Raw genomic sequence first — 26,340 nt, forward strand, 5'->3', positions numbered from 1 at the left:
GATGGATGCGGGTGAAGGGGTTGAAACATGCTCAGTGAAAATGGAATAGCCAAGGTGCATGCGGTCCGCAAGAAGAGAACGAAAACGGTTCGTTGGGCACCGTACTTGTTTATATCGCCATTTATCCTATCTTTTTTGCTTTTTTTCGCGTACCCGATAGTCAGCTCTTTCATCATGAGCTTCCAGCATATTGAGTCAGGGGAAGAGACTTTTATCGGCTTCGATAATTACATCAAGCTGTGGAATCCCGATTTTTTCAAAGCGATCCTTAACAACGTCAGCTATACCTTTTGGACTATTCTTGTACTAATTCCGATTCCCATGGTGCTCGCAGTGTTCCTGAACTCGAAGTGGCTGCCGGGACGCAACGTCTTCCGTTCGGCTTTGTTCATACCTGCATTGACTTCGGTTGTCGTGGCCGGGGCTATTTTCCGGCTTATCTTCGGCGAGCTGGATGGATCGTTGATGAACTCCGTGCTGCATGTATTCGGACTGCCCAGCCAAAAATGGCTGCTGCATCAGCATTCGGCCATGTTCGCTATGGTTGTGTTGGCTTCCTGGCGATGGATGGGCATTAATATTCTCTACTATTTATCCGCACTGCAAAGCATACCGCGGGATTTGTATGAGTCTGCCGAGATCGACGGGGCGGGGATAGGTGCAAAGTTTTTTCGTATTACCGTTCCCATGCTAAGACCGATCACCATTTACGTTCTAACGATCAGCATTTATGGCGGGTTCGCGATGTTTACCGAGAGCTATATGCTGTGGGCCGGGAAGCCTTCACCCCAAAATATCGGACTCACTATCGTCGGATATATTTACCAGCAAGGGTTTCAGTACTTTAATCTCGGTTACGGTGCTGCGATTGGGATAGCCCTGTTGGTTATTACCATGCTCATCAATCTGATTCAACTACTCTGTTTTGGCTTGTTTCGGAAGGAGGAATGACCGGTATGGAATCGAAACGGACCCGGATCGTGCCCCGTGCGATTCTCGCGCTCCTGTTTGTTATTTTATCCATCATGGCACTGTTCCCGCTCTATGCACTGCTGCTCGGTTCCATGAAGCCGGCGACCGAATTTTTCCGCTATGGGCTGAATGTCCGGTGGGATTTCTCGTTGATGAGCTTCAAAAACTATCAGGCGATTTTCGAGGCTAAGGGCGCAGCACGCCATTATTTTACTTGGTATAAGAACAGTATCGTCATTACGGTCTTGTTCACTGTCATCAGTCTATTGTTATCCTCTTTGGTCGGATACGGTTTAGCCATGTATAAGTTTGTTGGCAGAAATTTAGTGTTTTCCCTTGTGCTGCTAACTATGATGGTTCCAGTAGAAATCATTATTCTTCCTTTATACAAGGAAATGATTGCCCTTCGGCTGATCAACACGATCTGGGGTATTATTTTACCTTTTGCGGTTGCTCCGCTGCCGATATTTTTCTTCCGCCAGTTTGCTTTAAGTCTGCCCAAAGAGTTCATGGATGCTGCGCGGATGGACGGCTGTTCCGAAGGTGGCGTATTTTTTCGGATTATGATGCCACTATTGGTACCTGCCTATGCCTCCATGGCAATTCTGCAGGCGCTGGCTAGCTGGAACAATTTCTTGTGGCCGATCATTGTTTTGCGTACGACCGATCAGTTTACTTTGCCTATTGGGCTGGCTACGTTCCTGTCTCCACTCAGCGATAACTATGATGTTTTAATTGCCGGAGCTGTGCTGTCTATTGTGCCGATATTCATTTTATTTGTGTTCTTCCAGCGCTTCTTTATTGAGGGGCTTACCGTTGGCGGGGTTAAGGGATAGAGAAAATAAGAAGATGAGAGTGGTGCTTGCATATGACGAACCAAAAGCCGATAATCGAGAGCGGTTCAATTTCATTACACGTACGAATCGCAGACCCTTTCTGGTCCCCCTATATTCAGCTTGTCAAAAACATCGTGCTTCCCTACCAATGGGATGCATTGAACGATTTGATTAAGGGCGCCGAACCAAGTCACGCCATACGGAATTTCCGGATCGCCGCGGGTGAAGAGCACGGGGAATTCGGCGGCATGGTCTTTCAGGACAGCGATGTATACAAATGGCTTGAGGCTGTCGGGTTTATGTTACAGGCAGAGCCTGACATGGAATTGGAGCAGGTAGCGGATGATGTCATCGAGCTGCTTGAGAAAGCGCAGCGGCCTGATGGCTATTTGAATACGTATTTTACATTGAAGGAACCGGACGGCCGCTGGACGAATCTGGCGGAGTGCCATGAGCTTTACTGTGCGGGCCATTTGTTTGAAGCGGGTGTTGCGTATTACCAAAGTACAGGCAAGCGCAAGCTGCTGGATATATGCTGCCGGTACGCGGATTACATAGATACGGTATTCGGAAGCGAGCCTGGGAAGCTGCAAGGTTATGACGGACATCAGGAAATTGAGCTTGCCCTTATGAAACTGTATGAAGCGACAGGGGAAATGCGGTATTTGCGTCTTAGCCAGTTTTTCCTTGACGAACGCGGGAAGCAGCCCGGCTTCTATGGTCAGGAATTTGTGAAGCGGGGGAAGAAGGTGCATTTTCCCGAGCTGGATATCGTCCACGATTTGAAATACAGTCAGGCGCACCTGCCCGTCCGCCAGCAGGACACAGCCGTAGGTCATGCCGTTCGTGCCGTATATATGTGCACAGGGATGGCCCATGTTGCGGCAGTCACTCAAGATGAAGGCTTGATTGAAGCGTGCCGCAAGCTGTGGTCCAATATGGTCAGGAAGCAGATGTATATTACCGGGGCTATCGGCGCCATGGCTTATGGGGAGTCTTTTACGATAGATTACGATCTGCCGAACGATACGATCTATGGGGAGACGTGCGCTTCCATCGGTCTTATCTTTTTTGCGAAGCGAATGCTGGATTTGGAGCCTAGAAGCGAGTATGCCGATGTGCTCGAACGGGCCTTATACAACGCGGTTCTAAGCGGGATGGCGAGAGACGGCAAGCATTTCTTCTATGTCAATCCGCTCGAAGTGTATCCCAAAGCTATTCAGATTAACCCAAAGTACGCCCATGTCAAATTACAGCGGCAGCCATGGTTCGGCTGTTCCTGCTGCCCTCCGAATATTGCCAGATTGATTGCATCTTTAAATCATTATGTATATTCTCAGAGGGATACGATTTTATATACTCATCTCTATATTGGAAGCGAGGCCAACGTCGTTCTTGGGGAACAGCACGTAACCGTCGTCCAAAGCTCCGATTACACTACAGATGGCTGTGTCCGGTTCCGGGTGCAGACAGAGAAGACGTCCGCCGCTTTTACCCTGGCATTTAGACTGCCGGAATGGTCCGACCGGATGGATTATCGGGTAAACGGTGTACGTTATGAACCTGACATGATAAGGGACGGCTATGGATTCATCACAAGAGATTGGCAAAACGGCGATACAATCGACTTGCAGTTTGACATGACGGTCCGGAGGGTAAAAGGGCATCCGCTCATCCGGCAAACCGCCGGACAAATCGCTCTTCAGCGGGGACCGTTCATCTATTGCATAGAAGAAGCAGATAACGGGAAGGAGCTTCACTTATTTCAGCTGCAGGGAGACAATACTTACAAAGTAGAGTACGATTCGAATTTGCTTGGAGGGGTGTATAAAATTATGGCCCCGGCAAAGCGCATCGAGGTCCCAGCAGAAAAGGATCATTTGTATTTCAACGATGCGCAGTGGAAGCTGCACCCTGTTCAATCCACCTTCATCCCGTATTATGCTTGGGGCAACCGCGGAGCAGGGGAGATGCGTGTCTGGGTGAAGGAAGGCTAAGTGTCCTTGCTTAAGATGAGCTTTAGATGCCCGCCCGGAAATTTCAAGCACCTAGTGTCGAAGTTGAAAGATAAAAACTCCCTTCAGAACAGGGGAGTTTTTTTATCGTAAGGGTCGGTTTAGTCGTGCATAGGGCGCCCCGGCACAGGTTGGCCGGTGAAATTTTTGCGGAAGTTTAGCGGAGAGATACCTTCTTTATTCGAAAAGCAGGAGGAAAAATAGGAGGCATGCTGGAATCCGCTTTCTTCTGCGATCCTTGCCATCGACCAGTTTGTTTGAATTAATAGCTTCTTGGCTTGCTCGATGCGATATTGAAGCAAATAATCATTCGGTGTCATACCGAACACTTTTAGCATGCATTTGGCCAAGTAGTTGGGATGATAGTTCAAATGCTCCTGCAGCATGGCATTGGAAATTTTTTGAGTGTAGTTTTGACGGATGAATAGTTCGACCTTTTCGGCCAAATGGAAAGCCGTCATATCCGTCGTTGCGATCAATTCCCGGCTAATATGCTGCATAAACAACTGGAAGGCGTTTTGCTTTCTCCAGTTGCGGATCGAACGCGATTCATGCTCCAGCTGAAAAAAATATTCGATGCTGCCCAGTGCCTTCTGCGTTAACTTTACATATTTCGGGATAAAGATCGAGTTTACTTCGGCATGATTCAAAAAAGCGCTCTGCTTATGGTTCTCTATGAGGGAAGCTTGATTTTCCAGACATGCGTTCATATCCTCATATTCTTCCCAGGCACCATGCGTATAAAAATGAATCCAAATGATCTCCGTTTCATGCTCGCAAGGGGCGCTCCCGTAGTGGTGCAAGTCCGGTCTAAGAATAAGGGCATCGTGTTGTTGGATCTGCCAAGTATGCGTGTCCTCTCCTATGAAAAGAGATCCTTTCTTAACTACGATTAAATCGAAGGCTCCGATGTTAGTTCTGCTAATATGCCGTTCTCCCTTTTTGTAGAAAGCGCTTCCGAAATCCAGAAAATAAGGGATCGGAGGGGCAATGAAATGTAATATTTGCGGCTTCATAGACATCCCTCAAAGAATAAATATTTGGACAGCAGCTGTTACGATAATCATACTTGATTCGCTTTCCAAAATAAAGCATCGGTTCAGCAATTATGAACTGATTCTGCAGATTCATTTTGTGGAACTGCTTTTTATCATTCTTAAATGAAGTTTACTCTTTGTTTTACTGAATTAGGGTTTTGGACTTCATTTTCGCATGGATAAATGAACAGAGGTTCGACTCCCGCAGCATACAAGAACCGCTGTTATTTGCGCGCAACGCAGCAGGTTTTACCGTCACACACAGTGATTATTGTGTTAAGGGGGCGTTATGTTCCAAAAAAATACTATAGTATTCGACGCAAAATAATAGAATTACTGAGAATTTTAGATTCTACCACTTTGCATAAAAGTAAGAATCTGATAGAATATAAACAAATACTATAAACTTAGTAGGGATTAATAGGAGGCTCCTTTCCATGCAAAAACTGACGCAGCTGGATCAACTTGATTCCACGCAAGAAATGACGCATTTGGATCAGCTCGAAGCTGAAGCGATTTATATTATACGAGAAGTAGCGGCGGAATGTGAGAATCCCGTGATGCTGTATTCGATCGGGAAGGATAGTTCCGTGATGCTGCATTTGGCGCTGAAAGCTTTTTACCCCGAGAAACCGCCATTTCCTTTCATGCATATTGATACAACGTGGAAATTTAAAGAAATGATCGAATTCCGCGATCGCAAAGCTAAAGAATTTGGGATCGAAATGATTGTTCATTCGAATCAGGAAGGTATTAATCAAGGGATCAACCCATTTGATCATGGTTCCGCGTATACCGACATTATGAAAACCCAAGCATTAAAACAGGGATTGGACAAGTACGGATTTACGGCTGCGTTCGGCGGTGGAAGACGTGACGAGGAAAAGTCGCGTGCGAAGGAGCGGATTTTTTCGTTCCGGAATAAGAACCATGCATGGGATCCGAAAAACCAGCGGCCGGAAATGTGGAAGCTGTTCAACACAAGAATTAATAAAGGCGAAAGCATCCGCGTCTTCCCAATATCCAACTGGACGGAAAAAGACATCTGGCAATACATTCGCAGAGAAAACATTGATATTGTGCCTCTCTATTTTGCAAAAGAAAGACCGGTCCTCCAGCGTGATGGACATCTCATCATGGTCGACGATGACCGATTGAAACTCGAACCCCATGAAAAAATTGAAATGAAGAAGATGCGGTTTCGCACATTAGGCTGCTATCCTCTTACTGGCGGAGCCGAGTCTGAGGCGGATACGCTAGATGCCATCATCGAAGAAACACTTGGTGCAGTTTCATCCGAACGGACAACTCGGGTTATTGACCAAGAAGCGGCTGGAAGTATGGAAAGACGGAAACGGGAGGGCTATTTCTAAAATGAAAAGTCTACTTAAATTTATTACATGCGGAAGTGTAGATGACGGAAAGTCCACTTTAATTGGACATATGCTTTATGATGCTAAGCTCTTGTTCGCCGATCAAGAAAGAGCATTAGAGCTGGACAGCAGGCTTGGCAGTCGCGGTGGAAAAATTGACTATTCCCTGCTTCTTGATGGGTTACTGGCAGAGCGCGAACAAGGGATAACGATTGATGTGGCCTATCGGTATTTTACGACAGATCATCGTTCCTTCATTGTAGCGGATACACCGGGACATGAAGAATATACACGTAATATGGCAGTAGGCGCATCCTTTGCCGATCTCGCAGTCATTCTTGTGGACGCAACAAAAGGGGTCATTACCCAAACCAAACGCCATGCACGGATTTGTTCACTCATGGGAATTAAGCATCTGGTATTAGCTGTGAACAAAATGGATTTAGTGGATTTTGATCAAACCAAGTTTGCGGAGATCAAAGAAGATTTCTTCCAAACGACCGCTGAATTCAACCTTCAAAGCATACAGGTGATCCCTGTTTCTGCTACAGAAGGGGATAATATTACAAAAAAATCGCAAAATACACCTTGGTATGAAGGCCTTCCTTTATTGTCGTACTTAGAAAATGTGGATGTTCATAACACGGATGAAGCGAAACACTTTATGATGCCAATTCAGCGTGTATGCCGGCCAGACCACACGTTTCGCGGTTTCCAAGGCCAGATTGAGGCAGGCAGCATCGCGGTAGGCGATGAGCTGACGACTTTACCTAGCCGCGAAAAGGCGAAAGTCAAACGCATCCTAGTGACAGACCAGGACAGAGACTCAGCCTATGCTGGACAACCTGTAACCATTCAATTGGATCGCGAGGTCGACGTTTCGCGGGGCTGTGTGTTCACCAAAGACAGTCATATAAAAGAGGCTGATAGTTTCAGTGCCACAATTCTTTGGATGGATGATTCCGTACTGACACCAGGTAAAAATTATTTGGTCAAAGTAGGAACGAAAGTCCTGCCAGGCACCTTGACAGCAATTCTGCATAAAATCGATGTTAATACTGGAAATACAGTTCCGGCAGATCGTATTGTCAAAAATGAACTGGCAAAATGCGAGTTTTCCTTATCGGATAACATTGTGTTTGATTCCTTTGAGCAGTACAAAAGCATTGGCGGATTTATTCTGATCGATCGCGTAACCAATATGACATCCGCTTGCGGCGTTATTGATCAAGCCCTTCAAAGCTCCGATAGATTGGTCAAGTTAGATACGGAAATCACCAGAGAGGTTCGTGCACAACAAAAAGGACAGAAACCATTAACCCTCTGGTTCACCGGTTCGGTTTCGGATAAATCACCCCTTGCGAAGGAAGTAGAAAAACGGTTGGTATCGGCAGGCTACCATACCATGTTACTTGAGAATGGCCAGGGAGAATCAGCGCGGCGAATGGTGGAAGTCGCAAAGTGGATGAATGATGCAGGACTTATTGCATTGGTATCGATTGATTCCCCATACGACAACGACCGGGAAATTGCGCGGGACATCCTTGGAAAAGATTATATAGAAGTATATGTAAACGAACCGCTTGCAGGAAGCTCGAGCACAAATGATGCCACCGGGAACCCGGTAATTGAAATCGATACAAGCAAGTATTCAATCGAAGAAGCTGCGAATGTTGTAGCGAAACAAATGATGAAATACTTAATCAATTAGCAGCGCAATCGCGCGGCGATAAAATCTTTTCATTATGCCTACATCCTCGTTAATAGTGATGTGGGCATCCTTTTTTTTATATTCGCAGCATGGGGCAAAAGAATCCTATACTTTTCCAGACTCCATTTGGCTAATTCTTCACTTCCGGCTATTATAGTACTAGAGCGAAAAAAGGGGATGATTCAATGAAGCTGCTCATCAAAGTGGCGCTTGCCGTCGCCGCACTTATACTGATTATGATTATAGCATTTCGCTTACATACGCTGCTCGGGTGGGGACTCGTTATCGTACTAGCCGGGGCTATGGTGTATGTCTCCAGATCAAGCTACTATGCCATTCGAGGCAGCTCGGCGTTCGCAGCCGACCAGTTCGAGCAGGCGCTTGCCTGGTACCGGAAGGCATATAACAGCAAGCCGTGTCCGGAGAACCATCAGATCGGATACGCCTATATGCTGATGAGGACAGGTGAGTCGGTGCAGGCGGAAGCCGTGCTGCAGAAGCTGCTTGGCCGCACCGGCAATCACGAGATCAAGATGCAGGCTTCCTGCAATCTGGCTACCGCATACTGGCTGCAAGGGAAGCGGGACGAAGCCGTCAAAGAACTGGAAGACGTGTTCGAGCAATACAAAAACACGCTAATCTACGGCAATCTGGGCTATTTCAAGCTGATGCACGGCGACCTGAGAGAATCGCTGGAATTCAATCTCGCAGCGTATGAATTCAACAGCGACGATAAGACGATTCTGGACAACTGCGCATTGAACTATTACATGCTTGGCCAAATGACAGAGGCAGAGGCACTGTTCGAGAAACTGATGTCCAAATCGCCGAAACGCGCCGAGCCGTACTATTACTATGCGTTGACCCTTAAAAAGCTCGGGAAGAACGAGGAGGCTGCTGAACAGATGAAGCAGGCGCTCAGCAAGGATCTGTCCTTCCTGACAACCGTCACACGCAGTGAAATTGCTGAAGCAGCCAAAGAGATGAATGTGGAAGAATAGCGATGCTCGGTATGTTCTTTTATTGGGAGTTGGATGACGACGAAGTCGGAAAAGCCCGATCACGTTACTTCAAAAAGATGCATCAACCAAATGGGAGGGAGGGATACGAATGGAGCGACTTTCTACGCTCATCTCCCATACCATCGGTTCATTCGCTCCCACAACATTTCAGCCTCACCCTTAATGTCTAGGGGGAACTGCAGCTTGGGAAGCTTGAGTTCCTCAGAAACGTGCATGCCCATAAGGAGATTTCCTAAATGATTAACATGCAGCGGGTCGCGCATCAGCCTTGTGTATTCCTCGGGCTCGTGGAGGTAGAAGGGCTCGAAACGACTGTATGTGTCGAGATGGGTCAGGTTCATCTCCCTGGACAGCAGCCGGTTGGCTTCCACAATATCCTTGAAGATTTGCTCAAATCCCTCAGGATGAAGGTGATACAGCGGGCAATAATACGAATGGAGCACCGGTTCGGATTTCAATTCCCGCAGTCTCGAACAGATTTGACGTACATTGTCGATATACTGTTCGACTGACCCGCCTTTCGCAGCATCGTTCCCGCCGACCGTAATGATGACGGCTGCAGGCAGAAAAGACAGAACGTCCCGGTCCAGCCGCCGCAGCAGATCGGAGCTTGTGTCCCCGCCAATTCCTTGATTGATTATGCAAACATGTTTTCCAATATGTGCCCTCAGATTAATCCCGAGCCAATCCACCCAATTGTGTCGGCCTTCGCTCGACCATGTCAGCTCAGTATTGCTGGAGCCAAACGCAATAATACGGTAAGAAGTCTCCGGCTGATTTTTCCACAACTGTACGTTAATCATATTTTCGCTCCGTTCGTTTCGAGAATCCATTTTAGCCTTCTCTGATCATTGATTATTAAATCTCCTCAATTATAACTCCCTTTGTCGTTGATATGCACGAAAAATAATGAGCTTGCAGCGCTGGAGGAAAAGAATATGAGTGTGTTATCAATCGGAAAGTACCATCATGATCTAAGAGTTTTTTGGTTTGAAAATAACTCTTCTTACAAAAAGTATCACAAAAATAACAACATATATCATTATTAATGAAGTGAAATAAACCCCTAAACCTATCCAAACTCCTTTTTCGAATGTTCTTATGATACTATCGGGGTTAATAATAAGTCTAAGAACGAATTTAATACTGAAGATCAATACAGTCAAAATCGCCGTGTCTTTTAAAATCTTCTTCAAAATCAGACCCCCCTTTTTTTTACATATAAGGTTATACTTCGATAATGAGTGATTGGTTTCAATTAATAAAAATGAAACATAACTTATTAAAAGTCGACAACGGAAGGGCTCTTTTTTTATAACACTATGTGAAAATGCAGTAGACTCATAGATTTTACAAAAAAATCATGCATTGCGAAGCGTTATTAAAAAACTGAAACTTTTCGAAATCCATGTCGTATTCAAATAGCAAGCATTTCGGTCGGGTTTTCTAACCCTTCTTACCCAAATGCTTGAATTCTGGCTTCGCTCCACTTTTGGCGAAGTCCTTATCGACCGGCGAAAGGGGGTGATTACGTGACAAAGCTTCTGAAAGTTTTCCTGGCAGCGATTATGATTATCCTGTGCTGTCTTGTCTCCATTCAACTACCAAGCGGAGCTGTTGCAGCTTCTGCTCAGCCTTTACTGCTTGATCACTCATATATCGATGAGCACGCAACTTTGCTGAAGGAAAGGGACCATTCCCTTTCGTTCACGAACATTCTTCTTCTGTTCTGTTTATCCGCAGCACTTTTCCTTATGTTCCCCGAATATAAAATAAGGCGATATATTTATTCCTTTATCCCCATCTTTAAACGCTTCTTTCTGCTTTACCCGATCAAATATGAATCCTGTTACATAGACCAGCCCCATTTCAACGAAACATTACATTGAAATGGGGTACGAACTGAATGATAAAATCTTCAAAAATACTATGGTTTATCTTGATTGTTGCCGTAACCGGCACGTTGTTTTTTTCTACAGCACCCAACATTGCCAAGGACATTAATCTCGGGCTTGATTTGCAGGGCGGCTTCGAGATCTTGTACAAGGTGGAGCCATTGCAGCAGAGCGAAGCCGTGACGATGGACACCTTGAAAGCGATGGCGACAATGATCGAAAAACGCGTCAACATTGGTGGTGTAAAAGAGCCGGAGGTTACGATCGAACAGCCTGATCGCGTCCGCGTCAAATTAGCCGGGGTGACAGACCAGGAAATGCTGCGTTCCTTGATCGGCAAACCGGCGGTACTGACATTCCGTGATGAACAGGGAAACCGCGTGATGCAGGGCAGTGACCTCGCGCCAAATGGGGCAAGCGTAGGCTATGACGATTTGCATCGGCCATTAATTTTGTTGAAGTTTACCAATGCAGATAAATTTACTCAAGTGACCCGGGAAAACCTGCACAAAAAGGTGGTTATCTACCTTGATGAAACGCTGCTGACTGATCCGGTCATTGACGAAGTGATTACAAGCGGCAGCGCACAAATCAGGGGTCAGCGCACCGTGGAGGAAGCGACTCAAATCGCGAAAATTTTAAATACGGGGGCGCTTCCTGCCAAGTTGGTCGAGCTGCAAGCCAACTCGGTCGGTGCCAGCCTGGGAGCGTTGGCGTTTGACAAGACAATGTTTGCTGGATACGTCGGTTTTAGCGTCGTTCTCTTGTTCATGCTGTGGGTCTATCGCCTGCCGGGGTTGATCGCCAACATAGCTCTTGTCTTTTTCACATACGCCAGCCTGGTCGTGTTGTACTGGATGCAAGCGACCTTGACCTTGCCGGGAATCGCCGGATTCATACTCTCGGTGGGAATGGCTGTCGACGCCAACATCATCACCTACGAGCGAGTTCAGGAGGAGATCCGCAGCGGCAAGACGATTCTGTCCTCCTTTCGCATGGGTCAGCGCCAATCGTTCATCACCATCGTCGACTCGCACGTGACGACGATCATCGCGGCCGCGGTGTTGATGCTATTCGGCTCCAGCTCGATTCAAGGCTTCGCGATCATTCTGATCATGACGTTGATCGTTAGTCTTCTGACGAACGTCTTCGGTTCCCGTTCCCTGCTCTGGCTGCTGATCAAGTCCAATTTGTTTAAAAAGCCTGCCTGGTACGCGGTAGCTGAGCAAGACATTGGCAGGTCAGCCCCGGTCGCCCCAGTCAAATTCGACATCGTTAAAAGCCGGCGGAAGTTTTACGCCTTCTCCTTGAGTATTTTGGTGTTGGGGCTGGCTAGCATGCTGATTTTCGGACTTAACCTGGGAGTCGACTTCAAAGCTGGGACGAGGCTTGACGTGATGATCGGCAAGCAGTTTAACACGGCCGACATCGCCGGTGTGATTCAAAAAAATGTTCCGGACATTGCCTTTAAGCCTGTTACGACGTTTGGCAACAACAACGAATGGGCGACGACAACGTTCGATCAGCCTGTTTCCAAAGCTCAGCTGGAGATGATTCAAAAGGACCTGCAGCAAACATATGGCGATCAGGTTAGCAGGCAAGAATCGACGGTCTCTCCCGTCATTGCTGACGAGCTTGTGAAAAAAGCAGCGATTGCCTTGCTGCTCGCAGCGGTCGGGATTTGTATCTACATCGCCATCCGGTTTCAATTATTGTTTGGGGTGGCGTGTATCATCGCGCTCCTGCATGACGTGTTTATTCCGCTTGCTCTCTTCTCTGTGTTCCAACTGGAGATTGACCTGACGTTCATTGCAGCGATTCTGACGATCGTCGGCTATTCAATCAATGACACGATTGTCATTTTTGACCGGATTCGGGAAAATCTTAGGACGATGAAAGTCAAAACCGTTGAAGAGCTGCAGCAGATGGTCAACATTAGCTTATGGCAGACGATGCGCCGCTCGATTTTTACGGTAGCGACCGTATTCATTACCGCATTGGCAATCGCCGTACTCGGCAGTGAAGGAATCCGCAATTTCTCACTGGCGCTGATTTTCGGATTGGTCAGTGGAACGTATTCCTCTATTTTTATCGCAGCACAGATGTGGGTATCGCTGAAAAAGCGGGAATTTTTGCGGAAGAACGTGCTTTAACTAACTTTTCATATAAATAAAAAGTTGAAAAAGAAAAGTGGCTAAACATAATTATGGGTAAGACGTCAGCACATTATTGCTTTATTGTGTTGGCGTTTTTTTTCTTATACCTGAACACAAGAAAGAATAAAATAAGGGCCCCAAGCTGGTATATTTTAATAGAAACTGACAAAAAAGGATCCCGACATTATAATTGATATAAATATGTGGCGCGGACCTGGAGGACGGCATGCAATTTCAACCAATCTTTTATAATGGGGAGCTATTCCTGCCTAAGATCGAATTAAATATGACATCGAACCAATCGATTGGCATTATAACGGACTTGAAGCGTAAGCAGCTATTAATGGATCAATTGACGGATCATTCCATGTATTATGTATTTCGAGTTCAACAAGGCGAGTATATGCGTTTAACCGTGGAAGAGCTGATCACTTTTCTAATCAAAGTATCGGGGCGGGATGAGCGTGTCGCTCGGTTAATGGATTATTTTGCATTAAACGAAGAACGTAAAGTGAAAATCAAGGATCTAAGCTCATCAAAAAGGATGTATGTGACATTGCTGCGTGTCTTTTTTGCGCATCAGCCTACACTGGTGTTGGAAGAACCCTATTTTTATTTGGAAGAAGAAGATCGTCGCCATTTGAAACGGATTTTGGATGACCTTTCGAACGAAAAGCAGATTTTGATTTTAACTTCGAATTTAGAGGACGCCATCATTTCCTGTGATGCCATTTATCGATTGAACGAACTCGGATTTCATCCATTGGATATTCGGGACTCCGAAGAGGATAAGCAGGAAGTGCAGGAGCAAGATCAGGCCATTATCACCTTGCAGAAGATTTCTACGAAAAAAAATGACAAAGTGATTTTATTTGATCCGCCGGAAGTCGATTACATAGAAAGTATGGATGGTTCGATCCTGGTTCATGTGGGTGGAGAAAATTATGTCTGTGGTTTGACGCTAACCGAGCTTGAGCAGAGATTGGTAAATTTCGGGTTTTTCAGGTGTCATCGTTCCTACATCGTTAATCTGCAAAAAGTAAGAGAAATTATTACATGGACGAAGAATAGCTACAGCTTGCGATTAAACACAGGCAAAGATGCCGTGGTTCCGTTATCTCGTTCAAAATTGCATGAATTAAAAGCACTACTTAATATTTAATTTCCTGGGCAATAGCGAACCAGTCAAGCATTCCATGGTACCATTCGGGCGACAACGGCTACATTTCGGCGGGTTTTGATGGCTGAAAGCATGCAATCTTTATATGCTTAAGGCATCAACTTGAAGGAAGTGGTGTTCATGGATGTTATTCAAGTAGAACATATTCGAAAGAGATTCGGAAATAAGGATGCGTTATCAGACGTGTCCTTTTCCATTCCGAAAGGGGAAATTTTTGGTTTCCTGGGTCCGAGTGGTTCGGGAAAAACAACATTAATTAAGATTTTAACGGCGCAATTAAATCCGACAAGCGGACAGGCAAGTGTATTTAACCAGCCAGCGGAGATGATGCAACAGTCTGCACAGAAGATGCGTTTTGGCATTTTGACGGATAACAGCGGTCTATATGAGAGATTAACGATTGAGGAAAATCTAGAGCTGTATTGCCAATTATATGATCTTCCTAAATCATCGATCGATAAGGTGCTGCAATTTGTTAACTTAGGCGGAGAACGCAAAAAGAAAGTCAGTCGATTATCGAAAGGGATGCGTCAGCGTGTCATATTGGCATGCGCCATTATCCATGAGCCGGAATTATTATTTTTGGATGAGCCTACTTCGGCTTTAGATCCGGTAAACTCCGCACACATTTATAAAGGCTTACGGTACTTAAATGAGAAAGGGACAACGATTTTTTTAACTACGCATGATATGGCTGAGGCGGAATTGCTATGTAACCGTGTAGCGATTTTATATCAGGGACAAATCCAAACCATCGGCTCACCCAAGGAGCTTAAAAAACAGCATCGGGAAGACGTAGTTAGTGTTGAGTTAATCAATGGGCAAGCCTACGAGCTTCCGATCGATGAGGGAACGGCTGATCAAATAGCTGACTGGATGAAACGAGGATTAATTGATAGATTGGAAACAAAAGAGCCAAGTCTAGGTGATATTTTTATTAAAATGACAGGAAGTGAGTTACTATGAGTATCTCATTAAAACGTGCGCGAGCGATATTTGTGAAGGATTACAAAGAGTTTTCACGCAATTATGCGATCTCCATTATTTTGACTTTTCCAATTATGTTCGCATTACTTTTTCGGGTTTCTAGCCCGTCTTTGACTGTAGCTGCCGGTTTTGTTCTAAATACTTCGTTTGTGATTCTAACGAGTTTAGCACAAGCATGCTTGATTGCGGAGGAAAAGGAGCGTAACACTTTACGATCATTAATGATGACTCCGGCCACGACCATGGATGTTCTAATCGGTAAAAGTACTTTAGTCTTTGTTATGTCTGCTGTTGTTCTGGCTATTGCTACCTATATATTAGGCTATGTGCCAGCTAGTCTGTGGGCGTTTGTGGCGACCATCATTTTTTCGATTATTCTATACACCGCAGCTGGGACGATATGTGGTTTGTATTCCAAGACGTTACTTGAAGCATCATTATCTATAATGCCTGTAGCGCTCGTATTCACTGGGGCACCATGGGGGGTGTTGCTAGCGGATGATTTTCCGATCTTCAAAGTGCTGGAGTATGCGCCAAGCGTTCAGCTTGTGCATCTGCTAAATATACGTAATATAGGCTTTACGACGGTAGATTTATTAAAGCCTGTCCTTATTACTTTGGCATGGACGGTTGTATTAACGATTGTGTCTGTTGTTTTGTATCAACGGAGGTTAAAAGACGAGTAAGAAAATATAAAAGAGCATCTGGCTTTGTGCCGGACAGCCATTATAGAGTTGTGTATCGCCGCCGAGCCGGGCTTTTCCGGCAAGGTGTCATGTTAATTCAATAAAGACAAAAAGGCAGCCGTTTGATATCGGTTGCCTTTGTTGAGCTAACGAACAATCAGGAAGGGTCAAACTTCTGTGTTAGCCGTTATATTTTTCGTTTTCGAGGCAAAAACAAGGTGACAATCGCGCCGAGAAGGATGCCGAGCGCCGCCATATAAATAGCTGTCCGATTACCCACAGCTAATGCTTCACGCAGAGCTTCACCCGTTATTCCCCGAATGCCCGAGTTGGCGATGGCAATCAAAATGGCAAGCCCGATGGCATTGCCGATGTTTAATGTGGTCGACGCTATCCCTGACGCTACACCTTGATCCTCCGGGGCTACGCCGTTTGAAGCTGCGATCCACATGCCGGTCCATGTGATGCCCTGGCCGATGCCGGAAATAATGAGCCCCGGAACAATCATCAGATAGCTGCTGCCGGTGTACGCCCCTAACGGAATCAGCAGCGTCCCGACAATTCCGATAATCATACCGATAAGCAATGTGCTTCGTGCCTCCAAACGGGTCGCGAGCCGTTCGCCGAGCTGGGTGCCTGCTGCAATCGCCAATGAAGGAATGATGAAGGCAAGCCCGGTTTGCAGAGCACTGTATCCGTGCACGTTCTGAAATAAGGTTGTCAGGAAGTAAGGTAGAGCACCGAATGTGGCCATGTAGATGAATGTTATGACCATGCTGGTAACCAGGCTGCGGTTATGGAAAAGATGTATCGACATTAAAGGAGCGGTGCTGCGAATTTCGATAATGGCGAAGATCGACAAGAGGATCAAAGAAAGCACGGTGCTAATGATAATTTCTCCGGCACCCCATCCCAATTCGGGTCCTTGTACAAGAACATAGACTAGAAGAGTAGCTCCTGCGGTTACGGTGGCGGCGCCGGGTAAATCAAACGGACGTTTTTGGTTCCGATGCTCATCACGGGGAATCACGTACAGCGCAGCCAGTGCAACAATCCCTGCTAATGGAACATTAACCAAGAAGACTGCTTCCCAGCCGAACGCATTGGTCAGTACTCCACCCAGGATAGAGCCGATTGTCAATCCGCTGGCTCCGGCACCGCCCCATACGGCAAGAGCCCGATTGCGACGCGGACCTTCCTCAAACAATCGATTGATTAGCGATAATGTGGCCGGGAACAGAAACGCTGCTCCTATACCTTGAATGGCACGGGCTATAATGATGACGAGCGGGTTCCAGGCCAAGCCTCCCAATAAAGACGAAAGCGCGTAAAGGAGCAACGCGAAAATAAACATTCGTTTTTGTCCGAGTAAATCGGCAGCACGCCCTCCAAGAAGCAGGAAGCCCCCACAGAAAACAGTGTAGGCACTGACCACCCATTGCAGCGACTGTTCCGAGAATCCAAGACCATGGCCGATCTCAGGCAAAGCTACGAAAACGATATTGATGTCGAGCCCGTAAATAAGCTGGGCTAAAGCGAGCAGTGCCAAACTCCACCCCATGGCCTGCTGTTTAACAGCAGCCAATTCAGATGCAGAAGCACAAAGTCGAGTTTGTTGATCGTTAGACACTAGTATATCACCTCTATAATTCAAATATTTTTGAAACGTTCCAGGTCATTATATTTCAAAAATATTTGAATTGTCAACATGGAGCGAGTATAATGATTTCATGAGACATGATCATGAATCTGAGGTAGCCCAAGCGGCCAATGTAATCAGCGATCCGATACGGCTCACCTGATGTAGACGGGATTCACGAATCATATCATTGGGGCAAACAAACATTGTTCACTGACAGCAGGTTCAAGTCCTTTAGTGCAACAAAGGAAGCTGCATAGGCTGCTTCTTCTGCATATTTCGCCGTTATGACTATTAAGCCGAACCTTACCGCAAGGAATGGCAAGTTGTTAAAAATAAAAATTTTGTGCAATGTAGAAATCAGCACAGCTTATACGACATTATAGTGAAACCAAATCTTATACAGTTTGAAGAGAGGAGTTTTTGTATGAATTACACTTTGATGTTTTACGAAAGTCAGGAGGACTTTGCGGCGAGAACGGATCCAGCTAGACAACAACAATACCTGGCAGGCTGGACGCACTATGTGCATGCTTTGCGGCAGGCTGGAATTGTAGTATTCGGTTCGGGTCTCTATGCCCCTGAGACAGCTGCAACGCTGAAGCGGCGCGGCGGCGAGATGGAGGTTCAGGACGGGCCATTTCCCGAGACGAAAGAGCAGCTCGGCGGGATATTCGTGATTGATGTTCCAGACATTGACACTGCATTGGAGTGGGCTGCTCGAGGGCCTGTCGATACGGTTGAGGTCAGACAGAACATCCCCGCGTTGAAGTAATCGTTCTATGGAAACTCATCAGATCATTGAAGAAACGGCACGTGCTGCTTATGGTCGATTGCTCGCCTATTTGGTTGTAAATTGGCGGGATCTGCAGGCTGTCGAGGATGCCGTTGGAGATGCTTTTCTCGCCGCGTTAGAAACTTGGCCCAAGATCGGCATACCCGATAAGCCTGAGGCATGGCTGGTTACGGCCGCCCGCAGGAGGCTTATTGACCGTGCCCGTCGTACACGTATCTCCGAAAGTGCTCTGCCGACACTCCTTGCCATGTCCGAGGATACGCAGTGCCTAACTTCTTCAAACGCTGCTTTTCCGGACGAACGCCTAAGGATGATGTTTCTTTGTACTCACCCGGCAATTGATCCAGTGATGCGCACACCCCTTATGCTGCAGACAGTGCTGGGAATCGATGCAGCTAGAATAGCGTCTGCATTTATCATCAAGCCCTCAACTATGAGCCAGCGTCTTACACGGGCAAAAGCAAAAATCCGTGCCGAACGCCTCGTATTTGAAATGCCTGGTGCGGAAGAGATCCCGAATCGTCTCGATTCCGTTCTGGAAGCCATTTATGCTGCTTATGGGAGCGGGTGGGACGAGGCAGCTATTGCCGATTCACCTCGCAGGAGCTTGGCGGAGGAGGCGATTTACCTGGGAAAGCTTCTTCTCCAATTTGCCCCCCGCGAACCGGAGGTTTATGGTCTGCTGGCGCTAATGCTGCACTGTGAGGCACGCCGCGAGGCACGATATGATGACGAGGGGAACTATGTTCCCCTCTCTGAGCAAAAATGTACGCGATGGGAGCAAGACTTGATCATGGAGGCGGAGCGTTATCTGCATACCGCTTCGCAAGCTGGTGGAATCGGCCGCTTTCAGCTCATGGCCGCGATTCAATCGGTACATGCTCAGCGTTTATGGACTGGGCGTACCGAGTGGGAGGCGATCGCGCAGTTATACGAGGGCCTCATACGTATGCACCCAACATTGGGCGCATTAGTCGGTCGAGCTGCTGCGGTCGCAGAGGCTTACGGACCAGAGCGGGGCATTACCTTGGTGGAAGCTATTCCATCTGAAAAAGTGGTGAATTATCAGCCGTATTGGGCGCTTGCCGGTCATCTATACAAACAGATGAATCGAAAAGAAGCTGCCCGTTCTGCATATAGCCATGCTATCGGATTAAGTACAGATGCTTCTGTTCGACGATTTCTCAGCCGCCAAGCCTCCGCGATATAAACGTGGCATTGATAAAAAAGATCTCCGTATCTCTGTGAGGCACCCCATGTGGGTGCCTTAATCTTCGTTACAGGTAGCAACATTTCAGCAGCAGCCCGTCCCGTTATAAAGGTGCGATAAAAAAAGAAAATGAGATTTTTAAAGCGCCGATCGATTTAGTTTCCAATATCAATCGGCCGGGCTGAGATAAGAAAATGGTTGTTAATGCAGGTGTTAATTTGGAGGCAGCAAGCTTTCGCGTCTTCGTCTGCATCGGGACGGCGACGAGGTGACGGGGAGCGCCTGAAGATTATATCCATTTTTATATCTGAGCGATAGAGTGATTTCGAAAGAACTCAGTACCTTCTTACCGGCTTCTTTACAGTCAGAGATATCACGTGTTATCATTCGTGCCATAGGGATTTTGCCCATAGGCATTTCCCCCTTATTCTGGTTATCTCCAAGTCCCGAAGGAGGACAACATGAAGAAGTCCTGGTTTTATCGTTTACTGTTCTCATATTTCCCCATATTCTTTAGCCTCACCTCGATACTCATTCTGGTTACCTTCCTGCTGCTGAGCCAAATGTCCCAACGGGAAACAGCGAACAGTAATCAGCAGCTCGTGCGGCATCTCATGCAATTAATCGACTATTCGCTGAAGGAAATGGATAGCGCTCTCATCAAAGAGCTGGAATCCGATGAGAAGCTCAGCGGGTTCTTCCAGGGCCAGGGCGCCATTTCTTATTTTGACAATTACGAAATATCGAAGCGGATTCATCAGATGGAAGGAATCGATAATCTGATTGATTCTATCTATTTGTACCGTTTCACGGATCACATGGTGCTCAGCCCCAATACATTCATCCCTCTGGAACAGTTCGGAGACCGGGAGTTTGCATCCAGCAGGGAGGAGCGGGGATTGCTCTATGAGCTGTCTGGCCCTCGCACCTATATGGAGTTTCAGGGCCAGGAACGGTTTCCGGTCTCCGTCGTATCCATGGTACGCAAGTACCCGCTGCTTCAAGGAGGCCAGGGCTTGGTCGTTGTCAACATCAGCCTGGCCAAGATAGGCAAGCGGCTTGCGGAGCTGACAGGCTCCGGCAGCTTCATCGAAATACGCGATGCGAACGGCAATGTCATAGCAGGTCCGGCGGACGGCGACGGACAGCTGCCCGGCACAACGCTGTCCAGGCTCAGCTCCGACTACACCGGCTGGTCTTATACCGGCGGTGTACATGACGACAATATGATGCGATATGTATCGATATTTTCGTACGTATGGATTGCGGCGGGTCTGGTCGTGGTGATCGTAGGTACCGTTTGGATGACGTATGTCACCCGGCGGAACTATAGGCCGCTGGAATCGATTATAGATCGCATTCAACACTACTCCGCAAACCGCAGCTCCAAGTTATCGCGCAGCGGACAAGACGAGTTCAAATTTATCGAGCAAGCGTTGGACAGCTTAATCGATCAGTCCAATACGTATCAGAAAATGCATGAAGAGGACTCCGTCTACCGGAGCCGGCATTTTTTCATGGAGCTGCTGGAGGGGAGCCGGCCCATCGGCCGTGAAGAATGGGACAGGGAAACGGAACGCTTCGGTCTGCAGGGGGAGTTTCGCACGCTGGTTGTCGTGACGTATGAAATCGACAAATACGCCTCGGTGCAGTCCAATTATTCCCAGCGGGACTTGTTTTTGCTGAAATTCGTGCTGAACAGCGTCATCAAGGAGCTGGCGGAGACGCATCGGGTGACGGTATGGACGGAATGGACCGCTCAGCAGCAGCTGGCCGCCCTGTATGCTTGCATACGCGAGGGGGAGGAGGCGGAGGAACGGGTACGGCAGATTGCGGACGAAGTACAAGCCTGGGTGAACGCCAATCTGGAATTTACGGTAACGGCCGGTCTTGGCGCTTCCGTGGACGACACGCTGCACGTAACGGAATCCTATGCGCAGTCGCTGCAGGCGCTAGGCTTCAAGGCGAGCCTTGGTTTGAGCCGCGTTATTTCTTACCGCGATGCGGATTTCAATGAGGGCGAGACCTACCGCTACCTCCAGCTGATCCGCAACTTCGCCCGAGCCTTCCGGACGGGAGATGACGAATGGAGGGACATGGTTCAGTCTGTATTTCGTGAGCTTCGGACTCAGCGGCTGCCTAGAGATGAGCTTGTGCAGGTGCTGAATGCCTTCATCGATCATTTGTATCGGGAAATGGTCGAGCTTCCGGAGGGCGCTCAGGAGATATGGAGGAACGAGACGGTCGGGAAGCTTGGCGAATTGCGCGATACATTCGACTGGAGCGGGGAAATGGAGGGGCGGTTCACTGCCATCCTCGAAGACCTTAGCGGCAAGCTGCGGGAGCAGCAGGAGAACCGCAGTCATTACAAGCTGATCTTGGAAGTCAAAAGCTACATTGACCGTGAATATGCCGATCCCAACCTCTCCCTGAATCAGCTCTGCGATAAATTCGGTCTCAACGGCAAATACATAAGCCGGCTGTTCAAGGAAACTTTTGGCGAGAAGCTGGTCGATTATCTGGTGGGCGTCCGGATCGCTCAAAGCCGTCGTCTCCTCGAGGAAACTTCCTTGTCGCTCAAGCAAATCGCGGCGGAGGTCGGCTACCTCCATGATATTTCGTATATCCGCGCCTTTAAAAAGGTAATGGGGACCACGCCGGGCGATTACCGCAAAAACTATGATAAAAACGTCTAACGATGCCTTCTCATAGAGGTGCGACCGCGATTAGCGGAAGTTTTTATCGCCAAATAGAATGTTGCTTCCGAGACTCAGAATCTTATCAAAGCCCGTCACGACGGGCTTTTTGCTATTCGGTTCATCGTTGTAATTTGGTTCATTCCGCGTTTTTGGATAATCGGTTAGCCCTAAGAATCATATCCATTGCTGAAAAATGCAGCCATGAGGTATTCTGCAATCAGGGCAACGAGCCGCATGGAAATCACGTCAACCGAGGGGAGCATGATTCAATGATCAAGAGACAAAGACAGTTCATTAGAGCGGGCATGACCGCCATGGCACTGGCAGGTGTTGTAGTCGCAGGATGCAGCGCAGAACAGACGCCTTCCTCCAAGGAGGGAGAGAAGGACACCTCCCCCGATAAACGGGGAAGCATTACCGTCTCGATGTATGAACGCAACAATATTCCGCCGGAGGAGGGCAACTGGGACAAAAACCGCTGGACGGAATGGGTGAATAAAAACGGTCCCGTCGATGTGAAATATATAACTGTGCCGCGCTGGGAGTCGCTTCAGAAGTTTAATGCGCTGTTCGCGACCGGCGGCGCGCCCGACCTGATCCTGGAGTACGATACGGGCTACCGGAATCAATGGTACTCGCAGAGACTGCTCATGCCGCTGGATGAGGTGATCGACAAGTACAGCACCACGTACAAGGACCTGATGAAGCAATTCCCGCAGCTGAAGAAGCTCGGTACCAAGGATGACGGTAAGCTCTATGAAATCGGCAAGGTCACCCCGCTGATGGCGGGGCATCGGATCTACATCCGCGAGGACTGGCTGCAGAAGCTGAATCTCAAGATGCCGCAAACGTCGGAGGAGTTTCTGCAGGTGGCGAAAGCGTTCGCCGCCCAGGATCCGGACGGCAACGGCAAGGCCGATACGTTCGGCTTGAATCTTAGCGGCAACGGCATGTCGATCATTCAGCATATGTTCGGTTTTGGCGAGGTGCAGTGGCGCTTTGAGGGCGATACCTTTGTTCATGAATGGGACCGGCTGAAGGCCGCGACCGCCTTCCAAAAGCAGCTGTTCGACGCGGGGATCGTGGATAAGGACTTTCTCACGGACAAAAACGGTGAGAAGGCCAAGCAGGATTTCTTATCTGGCAAGCTAGGCATGTACTTATATCAGGAGATCGCGGACAAGGATTACGATGCGCTGAAGAAAAACGACCCCGGCGCGAAATTGGCAATCCTCCCTTTACCCAAATCCCAGTTTGGCCAGTTCAGCCCGGTCATCGGCAGCCCGATTCAAATGGTCGGTGCAATCAATGCGGGAGCAAAGGATCCCAAGGCGGTCATGCAATATATTGATTTCATGATCAAACCGGAGACGGCACGCACGCTGGAGAGCGGTGAGGAAGGCATTCATTGGAGCAAGGACGAGGCGGGATGCCCAAAACCGCTGGACGCGGAGAAGAACAAGAAGGAAATCTCCTACACCTCCGATCTGCGGATGATGTCCTCCGTGCTTCTGCTGGGCAAGTGCTCGTTCGTGGAACAGCGTCCGCAGGATACGGAGACGCAGAAGACGCTGCGCGAGCTCGCGATTAAGGCGAATCAGGCTTATGTGAGCAAGGAGCGCCAGATTCCGACGCTCAAGCCGGAATATCTCCCTGTCCTGCCGCAGGATCTGGCATTGATCGTGAAAAACACGGAGCAGCAGATGAAGGACATGTGGATGAAGGCGGTCGTGAGCGGCGGCAACTATACCCCGGACCAGGCCGAGAAGGATGCCAAGAGCGTCTGGGAGAAGTCGGGCGGTCTGCGAGTCGACGAATTCTACGCCAAGTGGTACGAAACGAACAAGGCTAACGCCTTCCTGCTGAAGGACCTGTATCAGTTTGGTGAGGATGCCGCGAAACTGTACGCCAATAAATAATAGGGAGGGGGAACGGGTCCGGTCGGCTGCCGAACGGGCCCGGTTTCATCCTCGGCCAGAATACAAAGCCATTAAAGGATAGGAAACCATGAGGAGGAGCTGTAATGAAAACTAAGGAAAGGGCAATAGAAGGTGGCGTGAGCCTCACCGGCCAGCAAGCCAATGCTTCGGCTGTGGGCGGAGTACTGCGGACACAAGGCCGCAGCAGATTCCGGCGTAATGTGCCGCTGCTGATGATGTTTGCGCCGGTCATCGTATTCTTCATCGTATTCCGCTATGTGCCTATGTTGGGCAATATTATCGCCTTCAAGCATTACAATCTGATGCAAGGCATCTGGGGAAGCCCTTGGGCGGGACTGGATTATTACCGGATGATGTTTTCCAACCCGCAGTCCATCGCCATCATTCGTAACACATTCATCCTTAGTCTCCTTAAAATCGTCATTGGCTTCCCATTCCCGATTCTGATTGCGGTCATGCTGAACGAGGTGCGCAAGGCATGGTTCAAACGCTCTGTGCAGACGCTGCTGTATTTGCCTCACTTCTTCTCCTGGGTAATTGTCGGGGGAATCGCCGTCATGCTTTTTGGATCCCAGGCAGGCGCCTTGAATGCGGTTATCAGGTACTTCGGCGGCGAACCGGTCAATTTCCTGTATCAGACCGGTTCCTGGCTCGCGATCTTCTTCGGCTCCGGCATTTGGAAGGAAGCCGGATTTTCGGCCATCATCTATCTGGCGGCCATAGGCTCCATCGACCCTTCGCTGTATGAGGCGGCGAGTATCGACGGGGCGAGCAAGCTCAAGCAGATCGGGTACGTAACGCTGCCGGGGATTATGCCTGTCATGACCCTGATGCTCATCATTTCTATGGGCAATGTCATGGAGGTCGGCTTTGATCAGGTATACAATCTGCAGAATGCGGTTGTATCGGATGTGTCCAACGTCATCAGCACTTATATTTATACCGTCGGGATTCAAGGCGGGCTGTACAGTATGACGACGGCAATGGGACTGTTCGAAGCCGTCATCGGTCTCGTCCTGGTGGTGGGGGCCAATCGTTTGGCCAAGCTGTTCGACCAAGCGTTGTGGTGAGAAAAACGTCTATCGACACCCTTTCATGGATGTTCGACCACGGTTAAGGTAGTTTTTATCGCCAATCAGAATGCTGTTCATACGCTCTTTATCGCTGTAAAGAACTTAAACATTCTGATGTGGTAAGAAGGGAGGAAGGTCATGAGACTTTCACGCAGTGAAAAATGGTTTTATGCGATCAATAACACTTTGCTGTTTATTGCCGGGATGAGCTGTCTGATTCCTCTTCTGAATCTGGCGGCCATCTCTCTCAGCGAATACGAGGCCGTCGCAGCAGGCCGAGTCGGCATTTGGCCTGTGGGCTTCTCGTTGGAATCCTACAAGATGCTGATCGACGGCACGCCAATTATGCGCACGTTCCGCAACAGTCTGGTCATTACCGGCCTTGGGGTCCTGTTCAGTATGCTGTTTACCGTTTTGGCGGCCTATCCGTTGTCCAAGAGCTATTTCTACGCCCGGCGGTTTTTTACATTGGGGATCGTTTTCACGATGCTGTTCGGTATCCAGGCGATTCCTGCCTTTCTTGTCAACCGGGCGCTTGGAATCGTAGACACGTACTGGGCGCTGTGGCTGCCGGGGCTGGTCAGCGCTTATAACATGCTCGTGCTCAAGTCCTTCTTTGAACAAATTCCTGAAGAAATGAATGAGGCCGCCCAGATTGACGGCTGCAGCGAGTGGCGGCTGCTCTGGCAGATTGTGCTGCCGTTGTCGCTGCCGGTTCTTGCGACATTGACGCTGTTCTACGGTGTCGGCTACTGGAATTCCTTCCAGAGCGTGTTGATCAACATCCATGATTCATCCAAGTTCAATCTCGCTGTACTGGTGCAGAATATGGTCGCCAACCAGTCGCTGCTGCAGAACCTGAACAATGTGCAGCCACAGGAGGCCGATCAGATACTGACGCCGGAGTCGATCCGATCGGCAGGGATTATGGTTATGCTGATCCCGCTGCTTGTGGTATACCCGTTCCTTCAGAAGTACTTTGTGAAAGGCGTCCTAATAGGAGCTGTAAAGGGATAAGAAGCGTCTCATGGCATGGTTCCTGCTGCTCCCCGCCGGTTACGGCAGAAAGGAGGTGATGCGGCTTGGCTTCCAAGCGAGGCCGCCAATGACTGG

The 26,340-nt window shown here is 48.2% G+C and carries 19 protein-coding genes; 16 read left to right on the forward strand and 3 right to left on the reverse strand.

Going from position 1 to position 26,340, the window contains the following annotated elements:
* The first annotated feature begins 27 nt into the window (after window positions 1–27).
* The 3 genes from B1728_RS03515 to B1728_RS03525 are packed head-to-tail and all read left to right on the forward strand — an operon-like array spanning window position 28 to window position 3,805.
* The gene (locus B1728_RS03515) at window positions 28–951 is read left to right on the forward strand and encodes a carbohydrate ABC transporter permease (protein WP_079908765.1); all 924 of its coding nucleotides are present in this window, start codon (window positions 28–30) and stop codon (window positions 949–951) included.
* The gene (locus tag B1728_RS03520; RefSeq protein ID WP_144027740.1) at window positions 948–1,808 is read left to right on the forward strand and encodes a carbohydrate ABC transporter permease; all 861 of its coding nucleotides are present in this window, start codon (window positions 948–950) and stop codon (window positions 1,806–1,808) included. The genes B1728_RS03515 and B1728_RS03520 overlap by 4 nt, the downstream gene beginning before the upstream one ends.
* A gap of 32 nt (window positions 1,809–1,840) precedes the next feature.
* On the forward strand, window positions 1,841–3,805 hold the full coding sequence (locus B1728_RS03525) for a glycoside hydrolase family 127 protein (protein WP_079908767.1): 1,965 nt from the start codon (window positions 1,841–1,843) through the stop codon (window positions 3,803–3,805).
* A 119-nt stretch (window positions 3,806–3,924) separates the two neighbouring features.
* On the opposite strand, the gene B1728_RS03530 is transcribed toward B1728_RS03525, so the two are convergent.
* A complete protein-coding gene (locus tag B1728_RS03530; protein ID WP_079908768.1) occupies window positions 3,925–4,839 on the reverse strand; it encodes a helix-turn-helix transcriptional regulator in 915 nt (304 codons plus the stop codon).
* A 458-nt stretch (window positions 4,840–5,297) separates the two neighbouring features.
* On the opposite strand from B1728_RS03530, the gene cysD reads away from it, so the two are divergent.
* The 3 genes from cysD to B1728_RS03545 all read left to right on the forward strand — a co-directional run bounded on the left by cysD (window position 5,298) and on the right by B1728_RS03545 (window position 8,945).
* Window positions 5,298–6,233, forward strand: a complete 936-nt coding sequence (gene cysD / locus B1728_RS03535) for a sulfate adenylyltransferase subunit CysD (protein ID WP_079908769.1) — start codon at window positions 5,298–5,300, stop codon at window positions 6,231–6,233.
* Complete coding sequence (locus B1728_RS03540; protein WP_306293501.1) at window positions 6,121–7,944, forward strand: GTP-binding protein; 1,824 nt, start codon at window positions 6,121–6,123, stop codon at window positions 7,942–7,944. The genes cysD and B1728_RS03540 overlap by 113 nt, the downstream gene beginning before the upstream one ends.
* 185 nt (window positions 7,945–8,129) lie before the next feature.
* Window positions 8,130–8,945, forward strand: a complete 816-nt coding sequence (locus tag B1728_RS03545; protein WP_079908771.1) for a tetratricopeptide repeat protein — start codon at window positions 8,130–8,132, stop codon at window positions 8,943–8,945.
* A 128-nt stretch (window positions 8,946–9,073) separates the two neighbouring features.
* Here the strand turns inward: B1728_RS03545 and B1728_RS03550 are convergent, their stop codons facing one another.
* Window positions 9,074–9,769, reverse strand: coding sequence for an SGNH/GDSL hydrolase family protein (locus tag B1728_RS03550; protein ID WP_179135863.1), 696 nt, complete (start codon window positions 9,767–9,769; stop codon window positions 9,074–9,076).
* Between the two features lie 1,103 nt (window positions 9,770–10,872).
* Here B1728_RS03550 and secD point away from each other — a divergent pair.
* The 4 genes from secD to B1728_RS03580 all read left to right on the forward strand — a co-directional run bounded on the left by secD (window position 10,873) and on the right by B1728_RS03580 (window position 15,870).
* A complete protein-coding gene (gene secD / locus B1728_RS03565) occupies window positions 10,873–13,014 on the forward strand; it encodes a protein translocase subunit SecD (protein WP_079908775.1) in 2,142 nt (713 codons plus the stop codon).
* Window positions 13,015–13,243: 229 nt separating this feature from the next.
* Complete coding sequence (locus tag B1728_RS03570) at window positions 13,244–14,179, forward strand: LytTR family transcriptional regulator DNA-binding domain-containing protein (protein ID WP_079908776.1); 936 nt, start codon at window positions 13,244–13,246, stop codon at window positions 14,177–14,179.
* A gap of 138 nt (window positions 14,180–14,317) precedes the next feature.
* Entirely contained in the window at window positions 14,318–15,163 is an 846-nt protein-coding gene (locus B1728_RS03575; protein WP_079908777.1) for an ABC transporter ATP-binding protein, read from the forward strand.
* On the forward strand, window positions 15,160–15,870 hold the full coding sequence (locus tag B1728_RS03580) for an ABC transporter permease subunit (RefSeq protein ID WP_079908778.1): 711 nt from the start codon (window positions 15,160–15,162) through the stop codon (window positions 15,868–15,870). Before B1728_RS03575 ends, B1728_RS03580 begins: the two co-directional genes overlap by 4 nt.
* Before the next feature lie 187 nt (window positions 15,871–16,057).
* Here B1728_RS03580 and B1728_RS03585 read toward each other — a convergent pair whose 3' ends face one another.
* A complete protein-coding gene (locus B1728_RS03585; protein WP_218672285.1) occupies window positions 16,058–17,500 on the reverse strand; it encodes an MFS transporter in 1,443 nt (480 codons plus the stop codon).
* Between the two features lie 436 nt (window positions 17,501–17,936).
* Here B1728_RS03585 and B1728_RS03590 point away from each other — a divergent pair, with 436 nt between their 5' ends.
* From B1728_RS03590 to B1728_RS03615, 6 genes are all read left to right on the forward strand, one after another.
* Window positions 17,937–18,284 (forward strand): YciI family protein, encoded by a 348-nt coding sequence (locus B1728_RS03590; protein ID WP_079908780.1) that lies wholly within the window; start codon window positions 17,937–17,939, stop codon window positions 18,282–18,284.
* 7 nt (window positions 18,285–18,291) lie between these two features.
* Window positions 18,292–19,515: an RNA polymerase sigma factor gene (locus tag B1728_RS03595; protein WP_079908781.1), complete on the forward strand. Its 1,224-nt coding sequence runs from the start codon at window positions 18,292–18,294 to the stop codon at window positions 19,513–19,515.
* Window positions 19,516–19,976: 461 nt separating this feature from the next.
* Window positions 19,977–22,211, forward strand: coding sequence for a helix-turn-helix domain-containing protein (locus tag B1728_RS03600; RefSeq protein ID WP_079908782.1), 2,235 nt, complete (start codon window positions 19,977–19,979; stop codon window positions 22,209–22,211).
* Window positions 22,212–22,483: 272 nt separating this feature from the next.
* Window positions 22,484–24,133: an extracellular solute-binding protein gene (locus B1728_RS03605; protein ID WP_079908783.1), complete on the forward strand. Its 1,650-nt coding sequence runs from the start codon at window positions 22,484–22,486 to the stop codon at window positions 24,131–24,133.
* Between the two features lie 104 nt (window positions 24,134–24,237).
* The gene (locus B1728_RS03610; RefSeq protein ID WP_079908784.1) at window positions 24,238–25,224 is read left to right on the forward strand and encodes an ABC transporter permease; all 987 of its coding nucleotides are present in this window, start codon (window positions 24,238–24,240) and stop codon (window positions 25,222–25,224) included.
* Window positions 25,225–25,365: 141 nt separating this feature from the next.
* The gene (locus B1728_RS03615) at window positions 25,366–26,244 is read left to right on the forward strand and encodes a carbohydrate ABC transporter permease (RefSeq protein ID WP_079908785.1); all 879 of its coding nucleotides are present in this window, start codon (window positions 25,366–25,368) and stop codon (window positions 26,242–26,244) included.
* The last annotated feature ends 96 nt before the right edge of the window (window positions 26,245–26,340 follow it).

The sequence above is a fragment of the Paenibacillus sp. 32352 genome, assembly GCF_002042965.1.
Classification (GTDB): Bacteria; Bacillota; Bacilli; order Paenibacillales; family NBRC-103111; genus Paenibacillus_S; species Paenibacillus_S vulneris.

What these genes read in the sequence shown, in the direction of transcription:
- B1728_RS03605 (WP_079908783.1), top strand. Translation starts at nt 22,484, where the DNA reads ATGATCAAGAGACAAAGACAGTTCATTAGAGCGGGCATGACCGCCATG.
- B1728_RS03575 (WP_079908777.1), top strand. Translation starts at nt 14,318, where the DNA reads ATGGATGTTATTCAAGTAGAACATATTCGAAAGAGATTCGGAAATAAG.
- B1728_RS03530 (WP_079908768.1), bottom strand. Translation starts at nt 4,839, where the DNA reads ATGAAGCCGCAAATATTACATTTCATTGCCCCTCCGATCCCTTATTTT.
- B1728_RS03540 (WP_306293501.1), top strand. Translation starts at nt 6,121, where the DNA reads ATGCCATCATCGAAGAAACACTTGGTGCAGTTTCATCCGAACGGACAA.
- secD (WP_079908775.1), top strand. Translation starts at nt 10,873, where the DNA reads ATGATAAAATCTTCAAAAATACTATGGTTTATCTTGATTGTTGCCGTA.
- B1728_RS03600 (WP_079908782.1), top strand. Translation starts at nt 19,977, where the DNA reads ATGAAGAAGTCCTGGTTTTATCGTTTACTGTTCTCATATTTCCCCATA.
- B1728_RS03550 (WP_179135863.1), bottom strand. Translation starts at nt 9,769, where the DNA reads ATGATTAACGTACAGTTGTGGAAAAATCAGCCGGAGACTTCTTACCGT.
- B1728_RS03580 (WP_079908778.1), top strand. Translation starts at nt 15,160, where the DNA reads ATGAGTATCTCATTAAAACGTGCGCGAGCGATATTTGTGAAGGATTAC.
- B1728_RS03610 (WP_079908784.1), top strand. Translation starts at nt 24,238, where the DNA reads ATGAAAACTAAGGAAAGGGCAATAGAAGGTGGCGTGAGCCTCACCGGC.
- B1728_RS03595 (WP_079908781.1), top strand. Translation starts at nt 18,292, where the DNA reads ATGGAAACTCATCAGATCATTGAAGAAACGGCACGTGCTGCTTATGGT.
- B1728_RS03515 (WP_079908765.1), top strand. Translation starts at nt 28, where the DNA reads ATGCTCAGTGAAAATGGAATAGCCAAGGTGCATGCGGTCCGCAAGAAG.
- cysD (WP_079908769.1), top strand. Translation starts at nt 5,298, where the DNA reads ATGCAAAAACTGACGCAGCTGGATCAACTTGATTCCACGCAAGAAATG.
- B1728_RS03615 (WP_079908785.1), top strand. Translation starts at nt 25,366, where the DNA reads ATGAGACTTTCACGCAGTGAAAAATGGTTTTATGCGATCAATAACACT.
- B1728_RS03590 (WP_079908780.1), top strand. Translation starts at nt 17,937, where the DNA reads ATGAATTACACTTTGATGTTTTACGAAAGTCAGGAGGACTTTGCGGCG.
- B1728_RS03525 (WP_079908767.1), top strand. Translation starts at nt 1,841, where the DNA reads ATGACGAACCAAAAGCCGATAATCGAGAGCGGTTCAATTTCATTACAC.
- B1728_RS03520 (WP_144027740.1), top strand. Translation starts at nt 948, where the DNA reads ATGACCGGTATGGAATCGAAACGGACCCGGATCGTGCCCCGTGCGATT.
- B1728_RS03545 (WP_079908771.1), top strand. Translation starts at nt 8,130, where the DNA reads ATGAAGCTGCTCATCAAAGTGGCGCTTGCCGTCGCCGCACTTATACTG.
- B1728_RS03570 (WP_079908776.1), top strand. Translation starts at nt 13,244, where the DNA reads ATGCAATTTCAACCAATCTTTTATAATGGGGAGCTATTCCTGCCTAAG.